Raw genomic sequence first — 20,277 nt, 5'->3', positions numbered from 1 at the left:
GCTCAGGAAGCCGCGACCACGCGCAACTCGACTGCATCGCCACCGGCGGCGATATCGAGCAGACGATCCACATTGGGATGCGCCCCCGGACGATTGCGCGCGTCCGCCGTATGTTCCGCGAATACGCGCAACCCGTGCTCGGCGGCCTGCGCGTTCAGCGTGCCGAACGTCTCTTTCAGGTAGTGATAGACCGCGAGCGAGCCTTGTTTGCCCGGCTTGTTTTCGATGCTCGCGACGACAGCGCCTTTCGCATCGATCAAATCGATACGCTCGATGCCTTCGATCGAAGGTAGTTGCGCGAGGTTGTCCTTGAATACGCTGCTCGGCTGAATCACGAAAGAGGCTCCGTCATGGTCGGTGAATGAGGCGGAGTATCTTAATCGATTCACGCATCAGAAGATGTGCATGAGGCCGACATATGCGCCGGTCTGCGATTCGCCGGCGAGCGGACTTGTGCTCGTGCTGGCGTCCGAATTGCGGGGCGTCGCGAATACGGAGAACGTGCCGTTCGCGCTGTTGCGCACATAGGCCACGGTGCCGTAGACGAACGTGCGCTTCGTGAAGTTGTAGGTGGTGCCGAGCGAATACAGCATGGCGTGACTCGCCGGATCGTGGGAGGCGTCGCCCGCGCCCTCGCCTACATGAACATAAAAGCCCGCTGCGGTGACGGCCCATTGCGGCGTCGCCTGATACGTCGCGCCGAGCCAGTAATGGTCCGCGCTGTCGGCGATGCCTGCTGGCGTATCGGGCGCCGCGTAGTGCGTATAGGCGGCCTGAATCTTGAACTTGTCGACCTTCAGGTTCGCGCCGACGAAGTATTCCCGCGACGACGCGAAGATATTGCTCAAGCGCCCGTTCTGGTCGCGCAACTCGTCGTAGATGCCGCGCACATCGAGAAGCGGCGAATGATACGTGAGCATGATGCCTTCGGAGCGCCCGAACTCGCCCGGCGCGCCGCTGTTGAATGCACCGGGTTGATTGCCGAACGCATACTGGCCCTGAACATCGAAGCCATGAAACACGGGGCTATGATATTCGACGTTATTGTTCGTCTGCTGCCAGTTGCGGCCGCGCACGAGCGATGCCGACGACACCGCTTCCTGCACCATCGGATCGAATTCCCAGACGCCGTCGCTGTCGATGAAAAGATTGCGGCCCGCCTGAATCTGGCCCCACGTCTTCGAATTGATGCCCACATAGGCGCGCCGCGAGAACATGCGGTCGCCGCCCGTTCTGCCGTTCATGATTTGCAGCGCGGTTTCCAGATTGAAGACGGCGCTCATGCCGCCGCCCAGGTCTTCGACGCCTTTGAGACCGAGCATGCTCGTGCCCCAGTCGCCGCCTTCCGCGCTCCATCGCGTAGCATTGCCGCCCGAGCCGTTCGCGATGTGATTCAGATATTCGATGCCGCCGTCGAGCCGGCCGTATAAGGTGACGCTGGATTGGGCGCAGGCGGTGGCGGATGCGAGCAGAGTGAACCCCGCCGCGACGGAGAGACGGATGTGGATGGCTTTCATTATTGCGATGCTCCTCGTATGGGGCGTGCCGGAGCGGCGCCGGCGGACCTAGCCGGGAACGTAGCATCATCCGGCGAAGCTTGCAGAACTGGGCTTGTCGGAGGTGACTGGTTGACGCGTGCGGCGGCGTACGGAGTGCGCGTTGATTGACGTCTCGCGTTCGCGCCGCTCGAAAGCAAAAACGGGCGATAACGGCCCGAAGCCGTTATCGCCCGAAATACGACAGATGATGCTTCTACGCGTGCTTAGTGCTGCGCGATGGTCGTCTTGTTGCCCGAGCCGACTTGCGACACGATCGCGACGTTGCCCGTACCAGCTTGCGTGACCGTCGCCGTGTTGGCGCTGCCGGCCTGACCGATCAAACCGAAGTTGCCGTAGCCGGTCTGCGAAGCCGAGATGTAGTTCGCGTCGCCGATCTGAGCAGCCAGCAGGGTGGATTCGAACGAAGCGTCCTGATCGAGGTGCGCTTCGTTCTTCTTGCCCAATTGCAGCACGCCAGCCTTGTTGCCCGAACCGAAGTTCTGGTCGATCGAGGCGATCTGGTCATTACCGTTCTGCACGATGCCGGCCTGGTCATTCGCCGAATAGTGCTGGTTCACGTAAGCGTGGCCATTGCCGTCGCCGGTTTGCACAATGGTCGTGGTTTCGTTGGTCGCGCCGATCTGGAGGACGTTGGCCAGATTCACGTTCGGCGAGCCGATCTGGCTGATCGTCGTCGTGTTATAGCTACCGTTGCTCGAATCCGTATTGGCGATGGCCGCGCCGGTTTGCTTGATCGTCACGTGGTCACGCTGTTCGTTCGTCTGCACGACGTGCGTGTCGGTGCCCGAACCCGTGCCTGCCTGATTGATCGCGATGGTGTTGTATCCGCCACCCGTCGTTTCGACCAGTGCCTTGTCCGAGCCGACGGTCTGCGTGATCGACGTCGTGTTACCGACAGTCGTGTCCTGCTTCACGGTCGCCGTTTCGTTCGACGTCGCTTGCGCGCTGCTTTGCTGGATCGTCGTGGTGTTGTAGCCACCGTTCTTCGACTCGACATCCGCATTCGCGCTATTCGCGTTTTGCAGAATCGTCACGTTGTCGTAGCTCGACTTCTGCTGGTCGACATTAGCCGTGTTGCTCGCGCCGAATTGCGAAACGAACGCCTTCTCGCCGGTGGAACCGTCCACTGCGAAAGCCGACGTGGAAGCCAGCGTTGCCAGACCCATAGCGATGATGATTGCCTTGACTTTCATTTTTATAGCCTCGTGGTTTGAGTTTTGAGTGACTTCTTTATCACCGACGGCTGGCAGCCCCTGCTGCCCTCCGTTGCGACCGAACTGCGCCCTCTTGTTCCCTACGTACTGCTTACTACGGTCTCCTCGCGCCGTGACATGTCGCCAAGGCCGAAAAACGGGTTACTTCATCAGCACCGACGCCCGCGCGCCGTTGCCGTTCTGCATCACCTGGAGCCCCGCTCCGTTTCGGCTTTGCAGAATGGACACTTCGTTGTTGTTGCCGAGTTGCGTCACTTGCGAAGACATCGAAGATCCGATCTGCGTCACCGTTGCTGCATTGCCGCTACCGCTTTGCACTGCAATCGACCGGTTGTACTGCCCGGCCTGATAACCGTTGTACTGATTCGCGTTGCCGCCCTGTTGCACGACCGACCAGTTGTCGTTGCCGGCCTGCGCCGTCACGGCCGCGTTCGCGATGCCCGCCTGATTCACGACGAGGCCGTTCTGCCCCGCCTGAATGCCGGTGACGCGATTGTTGGCGCCGTGCTGCGTGACGCGCGCAACCTGCGTCGCGCCGCCGAAACCCGGCTCCGCGGGGCCGAAGTCCGACACCGGCGAAAGGTCCGCTGCGAACACGGCAAGCGAAAGGCTCACGACCGCGAACACGCCGGCGCACAGCGCGACTTTCGACGCCCGCCACGGCGCGCGCGGCGGTATCACTTCGTTAGGCTTGTTCATCGCATCAGCTTCCCAATGTTTTCGGCGGATCGATCTTCACCGCGCTATACGGCGGGTTCACGTCTTCCATGGTCTGCGCGTAACCCTGGTTTTCCTGCAGATAACGCTGCATCGTCGGGTCGTACCAGTCTTTCATGTCCTTGAGCGCCCACGTCTGGTTCGCCACGCCCTGCACGATCAGATGCACGAGTGCCGATTCGATCGCCTCGTTCACGCACAACTGCTGCGGCTCGTTGCGCGTCATGCCGATCTCGGCCTGCAACAGATCCTTGAAGCCGATGAAGCGATACACGCCCGTATCGACCTGAATCGAGTAGATGGTCTTGGTCGTCGATACGCTATTGAGAATCGTGCCGTTGCGGATATCCACCGCGCGCAGGTTCACGGTCACCTGATCGACGCGATACTGCTGCGACGCCGAGATGCCGAGATACGCGACGCCCGCGCCGCCCGTGCGGATGTTCGAGTCATAGCCGACGATGCCGCCTTCCAGCACGATGTTCGCTGGCGCCAGCGCGCCGATCTGCGGTATCGCGTTCTTCTTGTCGTCCGGGGTCTCGAGCGCACGCATGATCTTGCGTTCGGTCAGCAGGTCCTGAAGGTTCTCGCGTTCGACAGGCTGAAACCAGCCGGAATCGCGCATGGCCTTCACCAGAAACGACGCGCCGCCTTGCGTGACTTGCGACGAAAACGAGCTGTCCGGCGACGGCTTGTATTGACCCGTGAGGTCGCGAAAGCCGTACACGGCCGCATAGATCTTGCCCTTCGGGGGCGGCAGATGCGTGAGATCGCGCGTGACGCGCGTCGGCGGCGTCAGCGTGGCATTGCCTGCCGAAGGCATGGGCGCGGTCACGCAGCCGGTGAGTAGCATCGCGGCAGCAAGCGTGGCGCCGAGCGCGGCGGTCCTGAATGTATTGTTGTTCATGGCTGATATGCGCTCGTCTTACTGGCCGTTGCCGACAATGAAAGTGGTGGATGCGCCGGTCGTCTTGTCGGTCGTCGTCACTTGTAGATTGCCGCCTGTGACTTGCGTGATCGCAATCGAGAAGTTGCCCGTGTTGATGGTTCCCGGATGCAGCGTGCCGTCGGTGCCGACGATCGAGCTCGAAATCGAGGACGCGACGCGCGACAGAATCGCCTGTTGCAGTTGCGTATTGAACTGGTCGAGCGTGGACTGTCCGCTCGTGCCGTAATCCGCGAGCGACGGATCCTTGTACTTATTCTGTGCGTTGGCTTCGTTCAGCAGATTCACGCCGTTGAGCGGATTGCCGCCGAAGTTCGGATTCACCGGCTCATAGACGAGCGTCGTCGCGTGAGCGGCAAGCGGCATCAGAAGCGGCATCGAGAGCGCGCAGGCGAGCATCGCGCTGCGGACAAGCGCCTTGATTTTCATCGTGTTCCCCGTAGTTGGCCGTGTTGCTTTTATTAGAGTTCGTCGTTCGCCATGTCGGCGTCGCGAAAGAGCAGGCGTGCGAGGTCGGCCTGCATGACGTTTTGGAACGCCACCTGTGCCGCGCCTTCAGCGACCGGCCGCACGTTGGCCCGCGCGATCGGCAAGAACGCCTGAAAGACGCGACGCTGACCGAACTCGACCCATACGAGGCTGCCGTAGCGCGCGGAAGGACGCTCGTGGACCGACACGACGTAACGCTCGCTCAACGGAATCGCGCTCCATGCCTGCGCGAACCAGTTATAGAAGTCCTGTCCCGCGAGCGTCACCGTGTCGGTGGTCACGACACCGCCGAGCGCATCGTCGAGCGGCTTCTGGCCCGTGACATCGGCGGTGCGGGCGCGTGGCGTTCCCGCGAGCGTCGCGCTCTTCTCGAGCGACTCGGATGCGTTCACCGTGCCGCGCGGCGAAAGCGGCGCGCCGTTCGCGGCTGGCAGCGGCGTCGTCTTGCCGACCGGGCTCGGCGTCGGCGTCGTCGGAAGCGAAAGGAGCGGCTGCGCGGCAACGGACGGCTCTGCATGCGCGGCCGGACTCGATTCGGCATCCTGAGCAAATGCGCGGCTTGCTACGGCCGATAAAGCAATGATGCACACTGCGATTGCACGCCCTTGGCCAAGCTGCTTTCTCTCTCGCTGCATGACTTCCCCGTATGTCCTTGGCCGCTATGGTGCCGCCTTCAGACGTTGCTTGTTGTTATTCGTTAGACGGAACGAATTTTGCGCAAAAGGGCCGAGTCGTTATGTGGCACACGCCACATTAGTCTGAGGAAAGTTTCGATCTTTGTAATGCGCTCGGGGATTGAATGAAGGCGAGCGAGTTCGATCGCCGACGAAACGTTTGCGCAAACGGTAGCGGCTCATCGAGCCATCTTCTCGGTGCAAGACTGTGGTTGCAATGCGACGTTCGTCGGTCGCAGAGCCCGGCTGGAGTGGGCCGACCGCAAGGCGATGAAGGACGTACGCATCGGATCGGCGCATTCGCTTCGTAAGCCTAAATGTATTACCGCGCCACGCGGCCGGCGTGGCGCTTCTCGTCACATGCGATCCACCGCAATCACAGCATCGGCGAACGCCTTCGGCGCTTCCTGCGGCAGATTGTGTCCCACGCCGCCGCCCACGTCGATATGCCGGTACTTACCCGTGAACTTCTTTGCATACGCGGACGGGTTCGGATGCGGCGCGGCATTGGCGTCGCCTTCCATCGTGATGGTCGGAACCGCGATCGGCGGCGCGGCCGCGAGGCGCTTCTCGAGCGCGTCGTATTGCGGCTCGCCTTCGGCAAGCCCGAGCCTCCACCGATAGTTGTGAATGACGACCGCGACGTGATCCGGATTATCGAATGCCTGCGCCGAGCGCTCGAACGTCGCGTCGTCGAAATGCCACTCCGGCGATGCCGTTTGCCAGATCAGCTTCGAGAACGCGCCGCGATTCGCTTCATAGCCCGCGCGGCCGCGTTCGGTCGCGAAGTAGAACTGATACCACCATGCGTACTCCGCTTTCGGCGGCAAGGGCGCGCGATTCGCTTCCTGACTGCCGATGAGATACCCGCTCACCGACACGAGCGCCTTGCAACGCGCGGGCCACAACGCCGCGACGATATCGGCCGTGCGCGCGCCCCAGTCGAAGCCTGCGACGAGCGCCTTCTGAATGCGCAACGCATCCATGAGCGCGATGACATCGACCGCGACGACCGCCTGCTGTCCGTTGCGCGGGGTATCGGCCGAGAGGAAGCGCGTCGAGCCATAGCCGCGCAGATAAGGCACGATCACGCGATACCCCGCGGCCGCGAGCATCGGCGCCACTTCGGCGAAGCTATGGATGTCGTATGGCCAGCCGTGCAGGAGAATGACAGGCGGACCATTTTCGGGGCCGACTTGCGCGTAGCCGACATTGAGCGTGCCGGCATTGATCTGACGGATATCGGCAAAGGAACTCGCGGTCGCTGTGCCCGCCGACTGCGCGCGAACGAGACCGCTGAAGCCCAACTGCATCGCGCCGATGCCTGCCATCGTCGCACCGAGCAGGCGGCGGCGCGATCCGTTGATGTTCTCCGTCATGTCACTCTCCCGAAAGTGTCGTCGATGAAGCGCATGATGGATGCGTCGCGCCGTCCGAGCAAGAGCAACAAAGTTCACGTATCGTTGCTTGATGAACAACGCTCACGGACGGGCACAGGGTCATGCGAGAGATCAATCAGCAGCGTCTGCGCTACTTCAACGAGGTGCTCGCGCACGGCACCATTCGCGGCGCGGCGGATCGTCTGAACACGTCGCCTTCGGTGATTGCGCGGCAGATCAAGTTGCTCGAAGACGAACTCGACACGCTGCTCTTCGAACGTCAGGCGCGCGGTGTTCGTCCGACGGAGGCCGCGTTTCATCTGCTCGAATTTTGGCGCGGGTATCGTTCGCAGCAGGAGAAGCTGGAGGATCAGCTTCATGCGTTGAAGGGGCTTCAGCAAGGCAAGATCAGGCTTGCCGTGAGCGAGGGCTACGTCGACATGCTGGTGGACGACGTTCTCGCGCCGTTCTGCGCGCGCTATCCGGGCCTCGACGTAACGGTAGAGATGCTGGCCGTCGATGAGATCATCGAGGAGGTCGCGCAAAGCCGCGCGCATATCGGGCTTGCGTACAACCCGCCGCCGCACCCGCGCATCGAGGTCCGCGCAAGCTCGGCGCAGCCAGTGGTATTGCTTGCACGGCGAGATCATCCGATCGTCCAACGCGGCGGCGTGGCGCGCGTCGAGGACCTGCGCGACTATCCGCTCGCGCTCATGCCGCCCACGTTCGGCATCGGGCATGTCGTGAAGATGGTCGAACTGGCGGAGGGCGTCTCCATCCGCGCGACGCTTACGACCAACTCGCTCACCGCATTGAAACGCATCGTGAGCGCGGGAGACTTCATTACGTTGATCGGTGCGTTCGCTGCTTATCGCGAGATTGCAAGCGGCGAGATGAAGACCGTGCCCATCGCGCACCCCGTCTTCGAAAACATTCAGGCGCGTGTGCTGTTGAAAGCGGGCAGGCCGCTCGCAGCCGGACCGCAAGCACTGCTCGCATGTCTGCTGCACGCCATGCCGATGTTCGCGCAACGTGACAAGCGCCGCAAGCGCTCAGCGAAGTGATGCAACGGCGTTGCGCGCAGCCTCAACGCACGCCGTCTGCTTCCACGCAAGCGGCCTGCTCGAGCAATGCTTCGAGCGCAACCGGCCGCGAACGCAGAAAGCCCTGCATCTTGTCGCAACCGGCGTCTTTGAGGCGTTGCAGTTGCTCGTGCGTCTCGACACCTTCGGCCACCACGATCACGCCGAGCTTGTGCGCGAGATCGATCACGCCTTCGACCACCGTGCGCGTCATCGCGTCGGTGGCGATGTTATCGACGAAGGACTTGTCGAGCTTCAGCACGTCCGGCCTGAAGCGCGCCAGATAACTCAGGCTCGAATAGCCGGTGCCGAAATCGTCGATGGCGATGCGCACGCCCAGCGCGCGCAGCTTCGACAGCACTTCCTGCGCGTCGTCGACATTCTCGATCAACGCGGACTCGGTAATCTCGAGCGTGATGCAATTCGCGTCGATGCCGGATCGCTTGATGACATGCTGAAGCACGGGAACAAGCCGTGGATCGCGCAACTGCTTCGGCGACACGTTCACCGCGACCGACCGCACCTCGGGCACGGATGCGGCGAGGCGCCTTGCCGCCTGCACGGCTTCGCGAATGATCCAATGCCCCGCTTCCACGATGAGCCCGCTTTCTTCCAGCACGGGCACGAACGCAGCCGGCGAAATCAGACCGAGCTGCGGATGCTGCCAGCGCAACAGCGCCTCGACGCCGACGAGCCCGTTCGTGTACATCGAATATTGCGGCTGATAGTGCAGAACGAACTGGTTGTCGCGAATGGCGCCGTGCAGTTCGGCTTCGAGATGCGCGCGCGCGAGGTCGTCCTTCTCGCGCTCGCCGAACACGCGAAACGCGTTGCGGCCCGCGCGTTTCGCGGCATACATGGCCATGTCCGCGCTGATGAAAAGCGTCTCGGGCGTGCGGCCATGCTCGGGATACAACGCGACGCCGATCGAACACGTCATGTTGACGGTCTTGCAGCCGGCTTTGATCGGCCGGTTACAGGCAAGTGCAAGCCGTCTGCACGCGCGCTCGATGCGGTCCTGATCGAACGCGCCGGGAAGCACGATGGTGAACTCGTCGCCGCCGGCACGCGCCGCCACTGCGCCCTCGGGCATGGCCTCGCCGATGCGTTCGGCAATCGCCTTGAGCACGGCATCGCCCGCGCTGTGGCCCGCCGTATCGTTGATGGACTTGAAGCGGTCGATGTCGATGAACAGATACGCGAACGGCTCGCCCGACGCGCATCGCTCGACGAGCGCATGCATCATCGCGTTGCGGTTGTGCAGTCCGGTGAGGCTGTCGGTGTTCGCGAGGCGATTGAGCGCCTGCAAGTTCATGCGTTCTTCGGTCGCGTCGACGCATACGCTGACCACGCGCGAGACCGCGCCGTCTTCGCTGACAGGATAGATGTCCGCGCGCACCCAGCGCGTGCGGTCGCCGGCAAGACACAAACGGAAATAGCTCTGCGACGGCGCGCCGCTATTCACGGCATCGCGCATCTTGCCGCGCAGGCCGGGCATGTCTTCGGGATGCACGCGCTGCATCCACGCGGTCTTGTCGGTTTCGAGCGCGGCCACGGGCATTTCCCACATGCGCTCGAAAGCCGAGCTTACATGCAACAGGTCCTTGAAGTCGTGGCTCGCGGTCCAGAACACGGCATCGACATGGTCTTCCATGTCCTTCTGCACGCGCGCGTTGCCGCGCAGCTCCTCGATCAGATCCACTTCCGCCGTGATATCGCGCGACTTGCACAGCACCGCGACGACACAGCCTTCTTCGCCATAGACCGGCGCGAACGTGGACGTCCACCACTTCGGGGAGCCGGCCATCGTCGGACATGCGCCCGAGAACGAAATGGACCGGCCCGCCTTCGCGTGTTCGAATGCCGCCCGCGCGTCTGCGCCGTCCCACAGCGCAAGCCAGTCGATGCCGACGATTTCCTTCGCATCCGCCGCTTCGAGCAGCCGCGCGCCGACATCGGAAATGCAGGTCACGCGGCCGTCGAGATCAAGCAGCTTGATGCAGTCTTCGGCGATGGAAAGCAGCCCGTTCGAGAACTGCTGCGCGGCGAAAAGCTGACGCTTCGAGCGCAGCATGCAATGCACGAAGGCCACGGCCGCGGCGCACGCCGCGCTCAGGACGAGCGCGCACGGATGCGGCACGAACGGCGTCACGCACGCGACGAGCGCCGCGCCCAGCACCGCCAGCGCGTAGGCGTCGAAGCGGCGCGCGCGTTCGACATGCGGCATTCGCCGCGCGACGCTGTCGCCGATCATTCCGAGAAAATCGCTCGCTCTTTCCTGCACTGCCGTAGTCCCTTTCCGCCGTGAGTGCGTCCTTGCTCGCTGCTTAACGGCGCGCCGGGGAAAGTCTTGAGCCGGGCAATGCTCTGGAAAAAGGCGGAGAAACCTGTCTTCGCGTGTCGCTCAATGCGCGTGCTGCGCGCCTTTCAAGGCCAACGCGATTTCCTTCGCCAGCGTCTCCGCGCGATACGGTTTGCTCAGCAGCGTCACGTTTGGACGCAGCACGCCGTCGCGCAGGATGATGTCGCGCGTGTAGCCCGAAACGTAGATCACGGGCACGGGCCGCGGCTGCGCGAACGCCCATTCCGCGAGATCGGCGCACTTCGCCTTGCCGGGCATCACCACGTCGGTCAGGATGAGGTCCACCCCGACGCCGCTTTGCAGCACGCTCATCGCGGCATCGCCGTTCGCGGCCTTGAGCACGGTGTAGTGCAAGGCTTCCAGAATCGCGACTGTCGACGAGAGCACGGCGGCATCGTCATCCACCACGAGCAGCGTCGCGCCGCCCGTTTGCGTGGCGAGCGGGCCGCCGCGCACGGCCACGGCTTCTTGTTCGAAGCTGCGCGGAAAGTACAGTTCGACCGTGGTGCCCGAGCCCACCGTGCTCGATATGTCGATATGTCCGCCCGACTGCTTGACGAAGCCGAACACCATGCTCAGGCCGAGGCCCGTTCCGTGGCCTTCGGGCTTGGTCGTGAAGAACGGCTCGAACGCGTGTTCGAGCACGTGAGGCGCCATGCCCGAGCCGGTGTCGGATGCGCAAAGCCGCACGAATTCACCGGGGCGCACGTCCTTGCCTTCGCACGCCGCTTCGTCGAGCACTTCGTTCGAGCATGTCAGCGTGAACTTGCCGTCGCCGCGAATCGCGTCGCGTGCGTTGATCGCGAGATTGAGCAGCGCGTTTTCCAATTGATTGCGGTCGACGCAGAAGTTCCAGGCATCGTCCGGCAAGTGCGTGCCGATGGACACCGACGCGCCAACGGCATGCTGCAACAGTTCGCGGATTTCACCGAGCAGGCGGCGCGGATTGATGACCACCGGCGACTGCGGCTGCCGCCGCGCGAACGACAGCAGTTGCGAGGCGAGTTTCGCGCCGCGCTCCACGGCCTCCATCGCCGCATGCACGCGCTCGGGCACGCGCGGGTCCATCGGCGGAAGATACTGCAGCAGTTGCAGATTGCCGCTGATGGCTTGCAGCGTGTTGTTGAAGTCGTGCGCGACGCCGCCTGTCATCGCGCCGAGCGCCTCCATTTTCAGGCTCTGACGCAGTTGCGCTTCCACCGCGATGCGCGCGGCGACCGCCTCGGATATCTTGTCTTCCAGGCCGCGCGTCAGTTCCTTCAAACTTTCTTCGGCGATCTTGCGGTCGTGAATGTCGACGATGACGCCGGGAAAGCGCAAAGGCCGGCCGCGTTCGTCGTAGTCGCAGCGGCCGCTCGCGAGAATCCACATCCATCCGCCGCCGGGCGTGCGAATGCGGTATTCCGCGCGATACGGCACGCCGTCGCGCACCGTGCGCTCGATCGACTCGTGCACATGCGCGCGATCCGCCGGATGCATGATGTCGAGCGCGGCTTCCAGCGGCCAGCCCTCCGCCATCTGTTCGAACGGAACCGAGAACGTACGGGCGAAGCGTTCGTCGCCCAGCACGCGGTTCGACCCGATCTCCCACACGAACACGCCGAGCACGGCGCCCGAGTTCAACGCGAGATTCAGGCGGTCGTTGGCCTCGCGCAATGCGGCTTCCGCGACCGCGCGGTTGTGTTCGAGCAGCACGCGCTCGGTCGTATCGACGACGATGGCAAGCACGCCCGCAGGCGTGCCGTCGTCGGAGGCCACGGGACTGTAGTGCAGATCGAGCCACACTTGCGCCGGACGGCCGTGGGTCGCGAGCACGAAGCCGATGTCGTGGTACGAAAGCGATTCGCCGCTCAAGCACGAGTCCACGACATTGCGGTTGAACTCCGACGCTTCCGGCCAGGCTTGCTCGACCGGCATGCCGAGAATGCCGGGGTGCCGCACGCCGGAGAACTTCGCGTACGCGTCGTTGTAGAGCAAGGTGCCCTCTTCGCCCCATAGCACGGCCATCGGCAACGCATTGCGCAGCATCATCTGCACGACGGAGCGCAGCGCCTGCGGCCATTCGCCGATGCTGCCGAGCGGCGTGGTCGACCAGTCGAAATCGCGAATGGCGCGGGCTGTCTCCCCGACCCATGAATCGAGTTGAATTGAATCGATGGTGGTGGACGTCAAGGCCGGCCTTTTTTGTCGAGTTTTTGCGCATGGAGCCTCACTCAAGAGCCGCGCGCTTCATGCGAGAGCATAAGGGCTATTGCGCTCGCACGCGCAAAAAAGACGCTTGCCGTCATCCGCGCCGCGCTCAACCTTCACGAAGAATGGCGTGCCTTAAGGCGTCTTCGGCCGGCGCACGACACGCACTTTGGCGGCGCGGCCACCGCCGCAAAAGAAGCGATCATGCCCGTCTGATTCGAGCCCCGAGATGCTCGCGCCCTCAGGCATGTCGAGCCTTTCGAGCACATGGCCCGTGGCCGGATCGACGTGGCGCAACTCGCTTTCATCGCCTTCCCATGTGGCGTGCCACAACTCGCCTTCGACCCACGTCACGCCCGTCACGAACCGGTTCGATTCGATGGTGCGCAAAATTTCGCCGCTCGTCGCATCGATCTGATGGATCTTGCGGTCACGGTACTGGCCGACCCACAGCGTGCCTTCGCCCCACGCGAGGCCCGAGTCCGCGCCGCCGCCCGGCGCCGGAATCGTCGAGACGACGCGGCCCGTTCGCGGATCGATCTTCTGGATGCGGTCTTCCGCGATCTGATAAAGATGCTCGCCGTCGAAAGCCGTTCCCGCATGGGCCGCGACATGGAGCTTGCGTTGCGGCTCGCCCGTCGCGGGATCGAACGCATTGAGCGTATCGCCTGCCGCGAACCACACGGCATGACCGTCGAACGTGACGCCGTGCACGCCTTCCACACCCGGAAAAGGCCCGTATTCACGAATGATTTCTGCTTTCGCGCGTTTCATGGCTCGGTCCTCTCGTCGCGCATCGTTCGATGCATGGCGATGATGCTAGCCGCTCGCGAGATCGGCGGGGAGTAACAAGGCCGACGCGAATCCCGGCGTCGGCGGCGCGAGCCAGCGCCGCGCGCGACCGCGCCCGAACGACTGCACCTTGCCCGACGCGGCCAATGTTTCCAGCGCGCGTTGCACCGTGCGTTGACTGGCATTGAGCGCAAGCGCGAGCGCGGAACTCGACCACGCTTCGCCGTCAGACAGACAGGCGAGCAGTGGCGCGTGCGCGTCATCCAGAGGCCGCGCGAGCACCGCCACATCTGCTGTTTGATGCGGCGCGAGCGCGTACCCGTCGCGCGTGGCCCGAATCTGCGCGAGCGGCCGCAGCAAGGTGCGCAAGCGTCCCATCTCGACCCGCAGCCGCGCGCGATGCGTCTCGTCCACGTGACGCATCCGAAACGCGCATGCAATGAGTCGATCGCGCGGCACGTCGTCGGGCGATGCCTCGCCTAGCATGCGCGCGAGCGTGAAAAGCACCGGGCGGGAGGCGAGCGAGACGACCGTGTGCGCATCGCGCACGGCGTGGCGGCAGGCGTCGATCACGAGTGTGTTCGATGCGAACAATGCTTCCACATCGTCCAGCAGGACAAGACGCGTCTCGCCTTGTGCGATGAGCCGCGCAGCGGGCGTATCGAGCAGCGCGCGCGCATGGTCCACTTCCGCGGACAGCGCGGCAATGCCCGCCACTCGCGCGGCTTCTCTCGCATGATCCAGCGCGGCGCGGGCTCTTTGCGCCCGAAGACGGCGCATGGCGATGCCCGCTTCGATCAGCGCGTGCGCGGCAAGCAACGCGGGCGGGAGCGCGGACGCATCGAGCGCGCGAAGCGCTTCTTCTGCTTCGTCGATGCGCCCGATCAAGAGCGCGCGTCGCACGTCGAGATAACGCGCATGCGCCGCGTTGATGCGATCGCCGTGCGCTTCGAGCGTCGCGCGCGCATGGTCCAGCGCCTTCGCGGGCCACGCGAGTTCGCGCGATGCGAGCGCAATCTCGGCTTCAGCCACGACGCAGCGGGCGCGCGCCACCGCTTCCTTCGCGCCGAACCCGCGAGACGCGCGCCTGAGCAGCGCCTTCGCACGCGGGAAGTCGCCGAGCTGCGCCATCGCGATGCCGCGCAGCGCGAGCGCGGGAGCATCGTCGCGCAGTGCCACGCGGTTCAGCGCGCCAAGCGGATCGCCCGCCGCGAGCGCGCGCGCCGCCGCCGTCATCAACGAATCCATGCGAATCCCGACACGCTTGTCACTCCCCCGCGTCCGATGCCCCGCACTAATCTAACACCATGCATGGCGCGCTTCGCAATGGATCCCAAACCGGTGCGCACGCACCGCCGCACAACGGAGGCAACGCAAATGACGACTCACACGACTGCGACACACAATGACTGGCTCGCCGCACGGCTCGATCTGCTGAAAGCCGAGAAGGAGCTCACGCGCCGCAGCGACGAGCTCGCGCGGCAACGTCAGGCTTTGCCGTGGGTTCGCATCGACAAGACATATCGCTTCGATACCGAAGCCGGCGATGCCACGCTCGCCGACCTCTTTGGCGGGCGCTCGCAACTGCTCGTCTATCACTTCATGTTCGGACCGGACTGGAGCGCGGGCTGTCCGTCGTGCTCGTCGATTGCGGACGGCTTCGATGGCTTTGCCGTTCATCTCGCGCATCACGATGTCGCGCTGTGGGCGGTCTCGCGCGCGTCCATCGACAAGCTGGCGGGCTATAAGAAGCGCATGGGATGGCGCTTTCCGTGGGCGTCCGCGAAGAACGGCGAGTTCAACTACGACTTCAACGTGTCGTTCACGGAGGCGCAGCAGCGCGCGGGCGAAATCGAATACAACTTCGCGCGCGGCGGCCACGCGATGGACATGAAGGACGCGCCGGAACCCGTGAAGGCATTCGCCGCTGCTTGCGGCACCGACGCGCCGACCTTCACACGCGATCGCCCCGGCATGAGCGCATTCGCGATGGAAGACGGCGTCGTCTATCACACGTACTCGGCGTATGCCCGCGGGCTCGATGCGCTCTGGGGCATGTATCAATGGCTCGATCGCGCGCCGAAAGGACGCAATGAGAACGGCATCTGGTGGAAGCGCCATGACGAGTACGCCGACTGATTTCGTCATGCTGAGCGGGGACGAGCGGCGCGGACTCGTCGCGCTGCGTGCCTTCGCGTTCACGCTCAGTGCCGCGTTGCTCGCCGCGTGTCATGCGTGCATGCCCTCGATGGACTGGGCGCGTCCTTGCGGCCAGACGCCGCTCGGCGCGGCAGTCTCCTTCGTCGCTCTGTGGGCCGTCATGATGAACGCGATGATGCTGCCGCCTTTCGCGCAGACGTTGTGGCGCTATCGCCGGTGCGGCGCGTCGGCGCTCGCGCTCATGACGGCCGGTTATGTCACGGCATGGTCGATGACCGGCATCGCGATGTATCCGCTCGGCGCGACATGGAGCGTGCTCTTCATGGCGAAGCCCGTCACCGGCGGCGCGGTGATCGTGCTTGCCGGCATGGTGCAATCGAGCCGATGGAAGGCGCGCCGTCTCGCGCGTTGCCGTTCCACCAGCGAGCATCGCTCGACGATGCTTGCATCGTATGAACACGGGATATGGCACGGCATGCAGTGCATTGCATCGTGCGCGGCGCTCACCGTGGCTTTATGCGTCGCGGGCATGGCGGACCCGCGAGCAGTGGCCGCGGTGACGTTCGCCATCGCCGCCGAACGCCTGCTGCCTTTCGGGCATTGCGTGGCAAAAGGCATTGGTGTACTGATGATCGCAGCGGGCGCGGCGTGGATGCTTCACGCCGTCGCATGAAATAAAACGATCGGCCGTGCGCTTTCCTCATCCATGTTTTCCCGGACTCAAGCGCGGCGCGCGGCGGTCGATATACAAAGGTCGATGGAATCCCTCGGCCGCGCAGTGGGCGCAGCATCGCCGCCTGGAGCGTGCATGACGCGATGCAGCCATTTCGGGGAATTCATGTTTTCGACTATCAAAGGGCGGCTGGCTTTGGCCATGACGCTGCTGAGCGCGCTCTTGATCGGCATCGGCGTGCTCGGGCTCATCGGCATGACACACGCGAACTCGGTGACGCATGATCTGTTCACGAACGAAATGCCGAGCGCGGTTTCCGTCGGCAACGCCGAGATGTTCATGGCACGCGAGCGTCTGAGCTTCGACCGCGCCGCCTTGAACGTGGGCACGAGCGCGGCCGAAGATGCGATCGGGCGCGGCGCGCTCATGCGTAAGACCTCCGACGAAGCATGGGCCAAATACGCATCGCTGGCCCAGGATCCGGAAGAAAAGGCGCTCGGCGAGAAGTTCAACCAGCAGCGTCTCGCCATGCAGAAGCTGATCGACGAAGGCTACGCAGACGTGCGCGCGAAGGACCAGGAGAAGATCACCGCCGACGCCAGCGCCATGCAGGCGGCGTTCAACGAATTCGCCAAGACGGGCGTCGCGCTGCGCAAGCTGCAGTTCGACTTGGCGCAACGCGCCTACGACGCGGGACAAGCCCAGTTCGAAACGTTCCGCCTGTTGAGCATTGCGGCCATCCTCGCTGGCGTGGCTGCCGCGATTTATTCGTGGGCGTCGCTGCGCCGCCGCATCGCGCGTCCGCTGGATGCCGCTCTCACGCAATTCAGCGCAATTGCATCGGGCGATCTGCGCCGCGAGGTGACGGTCAGCTCGAACGATGAAATGGGCCAACTGCTGCGCGGCCTTTCGACGATGCAAGCGAGCCTCATCGACACCGTGCGTTCGGTACGCTCGGGCAGCGAGTCGATCGCCTCTGCAACGAAACAAATCGCAGCGGGCAATACCGACTTGTCATCGCGCACGGAACAGCAGGCTTCGGCGTTGCAGGAAACGGCGTCGAGCATGGATGAACTGACAGGCACCGTCAAACAGAACGCCGACAACGCGCGTCAGGCGAGCATGCTGGCCGCCAATGCGTCGGAGATTGCGAGCAAGGGCAGCCATGTCGTGTCGCAAGTCGTCACGACGATGGGCGAGATCAATCAAAGCTCGGCGAAGATCGCGGACATCATTACGATCATCGAAGGCATCGCGTTCCAGACCAACATTCTCGCGTTGAACGCCGCCGTGGAAGCGGCGCGCGCTGGCGAAGAAGGACGCGGCTTCGCTGTCGTGGCGGGTGAAGTGCGCTCGCTCGCACAACGTTCGTCGGCGGCAGCGAAGGAGATCAAGGAACTGATCGACACATCGGTGGAGCGGGTGCAGTCGGGCAGCGCGCTTGTCGACGAAGCCGGCCGCACGATGACCGAAATCAGCGGCGCGGTGCAGCGCGTGACCGACATCATGGGCGAGATCGCGGCGGCATCGGAAGAGCAGAGCAGCGGCATTGATCAGGTGGCGCGCGCCGTGACGCAGATGGACGAAGTGACGCAGCAAAACGCGGCGCTCGTCGAGGAAGCGGCAGCCGCCGCGCAATCGCTGGAGGACCAGGCGGCGGCGCTGCGCACGGCGGTGGAGACGTTCAGGCTGCATGAGGCTGCGTGAGGTTGCGTGAGCGCGCAACGGGTTCGTGCGCGCTTCGCTTATTGACCGCACCGCCCGATTGCAGCAGCATCGTCGCGCGTGTTGCCTGCATGTGCGCGGATGCGATCGGCAAGATCCACTGATGGCGCTTCGTACGAGTAGCAGTACGGCGGCTTCGGCACCTTGCCCGGTTGCTCGTCTTGCAGCACCGCTTTCGCGTCGCCGAGGTACAGGTTGTCGCGTACCGAAAGAAACGCCTGATAGCCGTGCGTGTACCCGTAGAGCGACTTCGTGCGCTCATAGTGTTCGCGATCCGATTCGCCATTGACGAGCGCGCTGCGTGCCGGCGCCTGCGGAATGTAGCGGCAGTAATTCGCGTTGACGCCTTCGACCGTCGGGAAGTATGCCGGCTCCGTGCAAGCGCGATGCGCGGCGTTCGAAAAGACATTGCCTTCGACGAGCGCCCTCGCCTCCAGGCTGAAGCTCATGCCGTAGAAGTCCCAGTTCTGGATGAGATTGTTGTAGAGGTGGACCGTCCCAAACTGCGCGCGCGGGTTACGCTGCATGGTATCGACGAAGTAGCTATGGTGAATCGTCACGCGAGCGATCGCATCGCGCTCGTAGTTGGCAAAGAGATTGTCATCGGTGATGTTGTTGACCAGCATGACCTTGTCGTCATCGTGAAACTTCACCCACGAGACCGTGACATCGGTCGAGCCGTTCTTCACGTTGACGAGCCGAGCCGCGAACCGCGAGAGATCGAGGTGATCGATCCAGACATCGTGCGATCCATTGGCGATGTCGATCGCCTGCGCGAACGTGCGCAAGCGGCCGTCTATCGTCAGATGCGTCACGATGACGTTCGCGCTGCCATAGATGCCGAAGCCGTAGTCCAGCAGTTCCACCATGTGTCCGCGGCCGTCTATCGTCACGTTGGACGGCACGCGAAGCATGGACGCGAGCGCGATCTTCATGTCCGACGGGAAGCGAATCCAGGTGGGTCCGCGCGCATGCACGAGCGCATCGCGCAACGATCCCGGCCCGGCGTCCGCCGCCAACGACACAACTACGACCTTGCCGTCCAGTCCGCCCGTCGCCGCGCGGCCATAGCCTTCTCGCTGTTGAAGAAGTTTGGACACCATCGCGCAATCCGCGGTCGCACGCTCGCATGCATCGCGCGGCGCGGCGGATGCCGGCATGCACGCGGCCATCGACGCACACGCGATCATGCTAACGATGCACGTCCGCAGCGCCCAGCGAAGGCGCTCAAAGTTCGTTGAGATCTTCATGACGCACGCACCCGCTTCGTGTTCGTCAGGAAATCGACGTACCACGGCAGCGCCTCTTTCATTCCCGCGCGCAAATCGACGAGCGGCACATAGCCGAGTTCACGCTGCGCCTTCGACACGTCCGCTTGCGAATGGCGCACGTCGCCTGCGCGGAAATCGCGGTGCGCCGGTTGCTTGTGATATGCGTGGCCCAGTTCCGCGAGACCGTCGCGGATCACATGAAAGAGGTCGTTGAGCGTCGTGCGTCCGCCCACCGCGACGTTGTAGACCTCGCTCGAGGCAAGCTCCGCGCGAAGCGCCGCGCGCAAGTTCGCCTGCACCACATTGCCGACATAGCAGAAGTCGCGGCTCGTTTCGCCGTCGCCATTGATCTGCACGTCTTCGCCCGATAGCATGGCGGCAATCCACTTCGGAATCACCGCCGCGTAGGCGCCGTCCGGATCCTGCCGCGGTCCAAACGCGTTGAAGTACCGCATGCCGATGGAGGCGAATCCGTAAGTGCGCGCATATACGCTCGCATAGATCTCGTTCACCAGCTTGGTGACGGCATACGGTGACAGCGGATTGCCTATGCGCTCTTCGCGCTTCGGAAGATTGGGCTCATCGCCATACGTCGAACTCGACGCCGCGTAGACGAAGCGGCGCACGCCGGCCCGCCGCGACGCATCGAGCATGTTGAGAAAGCCCGTTGCATTGACATCGTGGGTCGCAATCGGATCTTTCACCGAACGCGGCACCGACCCGAGCGCAGCCTGATGCAGCACGAAGTCCACGCCGTCTACCGCGGCATCGCACGCGCGCGCGTCACGGATATCGGCCTCCTGAAAGCTGAAATTGCGCCAGCGCGTTTCGCCGACGCGCGACCTGATCTCATCGAGATTGCGCTGATGCCCGGTCGCGAAGTTGTCCAACCCGCGCACTTCCTGTCCGAGCACGAGAAGCGTCTCGACAAGATTCGATCCGATGAAGCCCGCCGCGCCCGTCACGAGCCATCGAAAGCGCTGTGCAGCGAGCGCATCGCGCAAGCCGGATTGCGACTCGTGCAGCAGCCATGCCGGCATCGTC

The 20,277-nt window shown here is 63.7% G+C and carries 18 protein-coding genes; 4 read left to right on the top strand and 14 right to left on the bottom strand.

The annotated features are described in order from the left end of the window. Positions 1-2: 2 nt before the first annotated feature. From HWX53_RS25220 to HWX53_RS25185, 8 genes are all read right to left on the bottom strand, one after another. Positions 3-335: a DUF2322 family protein gene (locus tag HWX53_RS25220; RefSeq protein WP_175945965.1), complete on the bottom strand. Its 333-nt coding sequence runs from the start codon at positions 333-335 to the stop codon at positions 3-5. A 57-nt stretch (positions 336-392) separates the two neighbouring features. Further along, a complete protein-coding gene (locus HWX53_RS25215; protein ID WP_175945964.1) occupies positions 393-1,517 on the bottom strand; it encodes a porin in 1,125 nt (374 codons plus the stop codon). Positions 1,518-1,762: 245 nt separating this feature from the next. Beyond that, on the bottom strand, positions 1,763-2,752 hold the full coding sequence (locus HWX53_RS25210) for a hypothetical protein (protein WP_175945963.1): 990 nt from the start codon (positions 2,750-2,752) through the stop codon (positions 1,763-1,765). A 162-nt stretch (positions 2,753-2,914) separates the two neighbouring features. Continuing rightward, positions 2,915-3,472, bottom strand: a complete 558-nt coding sequence (locus tag HWX53_RS25205; RefSeq protein WP_175945962.1) for a hypothetical protein — start codon at positions 3,470-3,472, stop codon at positions 2,915-2,917. Positions 3,473-3,476: 4 nt separating this feature from the next. Next, complete coding sequence (locus HWX53_RS25200; protein WP_175945961.1) at positions 3,477-4,397, bottom strand: CsgG/HfaB family protein; 921 nt, start codon at positions 4,395-4,397, stop codon at positions 3,477-3,479. A gap of 18 nt (positions 4,398-4,415) precedes the next feature. Continuing rightward, positions 4,416-4,865 carry a curli assembly protein CsgF gene (locus tag HWX53_RS25195; RefSeq protein ID WP_175945960.1) on the bottom strand — a complete coding sequence of 150 codons (450 nt, stop codon included), beginning with the start codon at positions 4,863-4,865 and terminating at the stop codon, positions 4,416-4,418. Between the two features lie 32 nt (positions 4,866-4,897). Continuing rightward, complete coding sequence (locus HWX53_RS25190) at positions 4,898-5,515, bottom strand: CsgE family curli-type amyloid fiber assembly protein (RefSeq protein WP_175945959.1); 618 nt, start codon at positions 5,513-5,515, stop codon at positions 4,898-4,900. Between the two features lie 440 nt (positions 5,516-5,955). Continuing rightward, positions 5,956-6,978 (bottom strand): alpha/beta hydrolase, encoded by a 1,023-nt coding sequence (locus HWX53_RS25185; protein ID WP_175945957.1) that lies wholly within the window; start codon positions 6,976-6,978, stop codon positions 5,956-5,958. A 122-nt stretch (positions 6,979-7,100) separates the two neighbouring features. Here HWX53_RS25185 and HWX53_RS25180 point away from each other — a divergent pair, with 122 nt between their 5' ends. Continuing rightward, positions 7,101-8,042 (top strand): LysR family transcriptional regulator, encoded by a 942-nt coding sequence (locus HWX53_RS25180; RefSeq protein WP_175945955.1) that lies wholly within the window; start codon positions 7,101-7,103, stop codon positions 8,040-8,042. Between the two features lie 22 nt (positions 8,043-8,064). Here HWX53_RS25180 and HWX53_RS25175 read toward each other — a convergent pair whose 3' ends face one another. From HWX53_RS25175 to HWX53_RS25160, 4 genes are all read right to left on the bottom strand, one after another. Next, positions 8,065-10,314: an EAL domain-containing protein gene (locus HWX53_RS25175; RefSeq protein ID WP_244140263.1), complete on the bottom strand. Its 2,250-nt coding sequence runs from the start codon at positions 10,312-10,314 to the stop codon at positions 8,065-8,067. Positions 10,315-10,464: 150 nt separating this feature from the next. Further along, complete coding sequence (locus tag HWX53_RS25170; RefSeq protein ID WP_208454817.1) at positions 10,465-12,594, bottom strand: PAS domain-containing hybrid sensor histidine kinase/response regulator; 2,130 nt, start codon at positions 12,592-12,594, stop codon at positions 10,465-10,467. A 153-nt stretch (positions 12,595-12,747) separates the two neighbouring features. Next, positions 12,748-13,386 (bottom strand): PQQ-binding-like beta-propeller repeat protein, encoded by a 639-nt coding sequence (locus HWX53_RS25165; RefSeq protein WP_175945951.1) that lies wholly within the window; start codon positions 13,384-13,386, stop codon positions 12,748-12,750. Positions 13,387-13,431: 45 nt separating this feature from the next. Then, positions 13,432-14,652 (bottom strand): helix-turn-helix domain-containing protein, encoded by a 1,221-nt coding sequence (locus HWX53_RS25160; protein ID WP_175945949.1) that lies wholly within the window; start codon positions 14,650-14,652, stop codon positions 13,432-13,434. A 129-nt stretch (positions 14,653-14,781) separates the two neighbouring features. Here HWX53_RS25160 and HWX53_RS25155 point away from each other — a divergent pair, with 129 nt between their 5' ends. The 3 genes from HWX53_RS25155 to HWX53_RS25145 all read left to right on the top strand — a co-directional run bounded on the left by HWX53_RS25155 (position 14,782) and on the right by HWX53_RS25145 (position 17,944). Continuing rightward, positions 14,782-15,543 (top strand): DUF899 domain-containing protein, encoded by a 762-nt coding sequence (locus HWX53_RS25155; protein WP_175945947.1) that lies wholly within the window; start codon positions 14,782-14,784, stop codon positions 15,541-15,543. Then, positions 15,524-16,237 (top strand): DUF2182 domain-containing protein, encoded by a 714-nt coding sequence (locus HWX53_RS25150; RefSeq protein WP_175945945.1) that lies wholly within the window; start codon positions 15,524-15,526, stop codon positions 16,235-16,237. The genes HWX53_RS25155 and HWX53_RS25150 overlap by 20 nt, the downstream gene beginning before the upstream one ends. 165 nt (positions 16,238-16,402) lie before the next feature. Beyond that, complete coding sequence (locus HWX53_RS25145) at positions 16,403-17,944, top strand: methyl-accepting chemotaxis protein (protein ID WP_175945944.1); 1,542 nt, start codon at positions 16,403-16,405, stop codon at positions 17,942-17,944. 38 nt (positions 17,945-17,982) lie between these two features. Here the strand turns inward: HWX53_RS25145 and HWX53_RS25140 are convergent, their stop codons facing one another. Further along, positions 17,983-19,065 carry a polysaccharide lyase family 1 protein gene (locus tag HWX53_RS25140; protein WP_347879174.1) on the bottom strand — a complete coding sequence of 361 codons (1,083 nt, stop codon included), beginning with the start codon at positions 19,063-19,065 and terminating at the stop codon, positions 17,983-17,985. Positions 19,066-19,208: 143 nt separating this feature from the next. Beyond that, the gene (locus HWX53_RS25135; protein ID WP_241270103.1) at positions 19,209-20,273 is read right to left on the bottom strand and encodes an SDR family oxidoreductase; all 1,065 of its coding nucleotides are present in this window, start codon (positions 20,271-20,273) and stop codon (positions 19,209-19,211) included. Between the last annotated feature and the right edge of the window lie 4 nt (positions 20,274-20,277).

The organism is Caballeronia sp. BCC1704, from assembly GCF_902833455.1.
Taxonomy (GTDB): Bacteria; Pseudomonadota; Gammaproteobacteria; order Burkholderiales; family Burkholderiaceae; genus Caballeronia.
The sequence above is the reverse complement of the archived record's forward strand: the minus strand, read 5'-3'. Positions and strand labels throughout refer to the sequence as shown.

Coding starts and splice junctions, on each gene's coding strand:
- HWX53_RS25215 (WP_175945964.1), bottom strand. CDS start 1,517: ATGAAAGCCATCCACATCCGTCTCTCCGTCGCGGCGGGGTTCACTCTG.
- HWX53_RS25210 (WP_175945963.1), bottom strand. CDS start 2,752: ATGAAAGTCAAGGCAATCATCATCGCTATGGGTCTGGCAACGCTGGCT.
- HWX53_RS25205 (WP_175945962.1), bottom strand. CDS start 3,472: ATGAACAAGCCTAACGAAGTGATACCGCCGCGCGCGCCGTGGCGGGCG.
- HWX53_RS25200 (WP_175945961.1), bottom strand. CDS start 4,397: ATGAACAACAATACATTCAGGACCGCCGCGCTCGGCGCCACGCTTGCT.
- HWX53_RS25195 (WP_175945960.1), bottom strand. CDS start 4,865: ATGAAAATCAAGGCGCTTGTCCGCAGCGCGATGCTCGCCTGCGCGCTC.
- HWX53_RS25185 (WP_175945957.1), bottom strand. CDS start 6,978: ATGACGGAGAACATCAACGGATCGCGCCGCCGCCTGCTCGGTGCGACG.
- HWX53_RS25180 (WP_175945955.1), top strand. CDS start 7,101: ATGCGAGAGATCAATCAGCAGCGTCTGCGCTACTTCAACGAGGTGCTC.
- HWX53_RS25175 (WP_244140263.1), bottom strand. CDS start 10,314: ATGATCGGCGACAGCGTCGCGCGGCGAATGCCGCATGTCGAACGCGCG.
- HWX53_RS25165 (WP_175945951.1), bottom strand. CDS start 13,386: ATGAAACGCGCGAAAGCAGAAATCATTCGTGAATACGGGCCTTTTCCG.
- HWX53_RS25160 (WP_175945949.1), bottom strand. CDS start 14,652: ATGGATTCGTTGATGACGGCGGCGGCGCGCGCGCTCGCGGCGGGCGAT.
- HWX53_RS25155 (WP_175945947.1), top strand. CDS start 14,782: ATGACGACTCACACGACTGCGACACACAATGACTGGCTCGCCGCACGG.
- HWX53_RS25150 (WP_175945945.1), top strand. CDS start 15,524: ATGACGAGTACGCCGACTGATTTCGTCATGCTGAGCGGGGACGAGCGG.
- HWX53_RS25145 (WP_175945944.1), top strand. CDS start 16,403: ATGTTTTCGACTATCAAAGGGCGGCTGGCTTTGGCCATGACGCTGCTG.
- HWX53_RS25140 (WP_347879174.1), bottom strand. CDS start 19,065: ATGGTGTCCAAACTTCTTCAACAGCGAGAAGGCTATGGCCGCGCGGCG.
- HWX53_RS25135 (WP_241270103.1), bottom strand. CDS start 20,273: ATGCCGGCATGGCTGCTGCACGAGTCGCAATCCGGCTTGCGCGATGCG.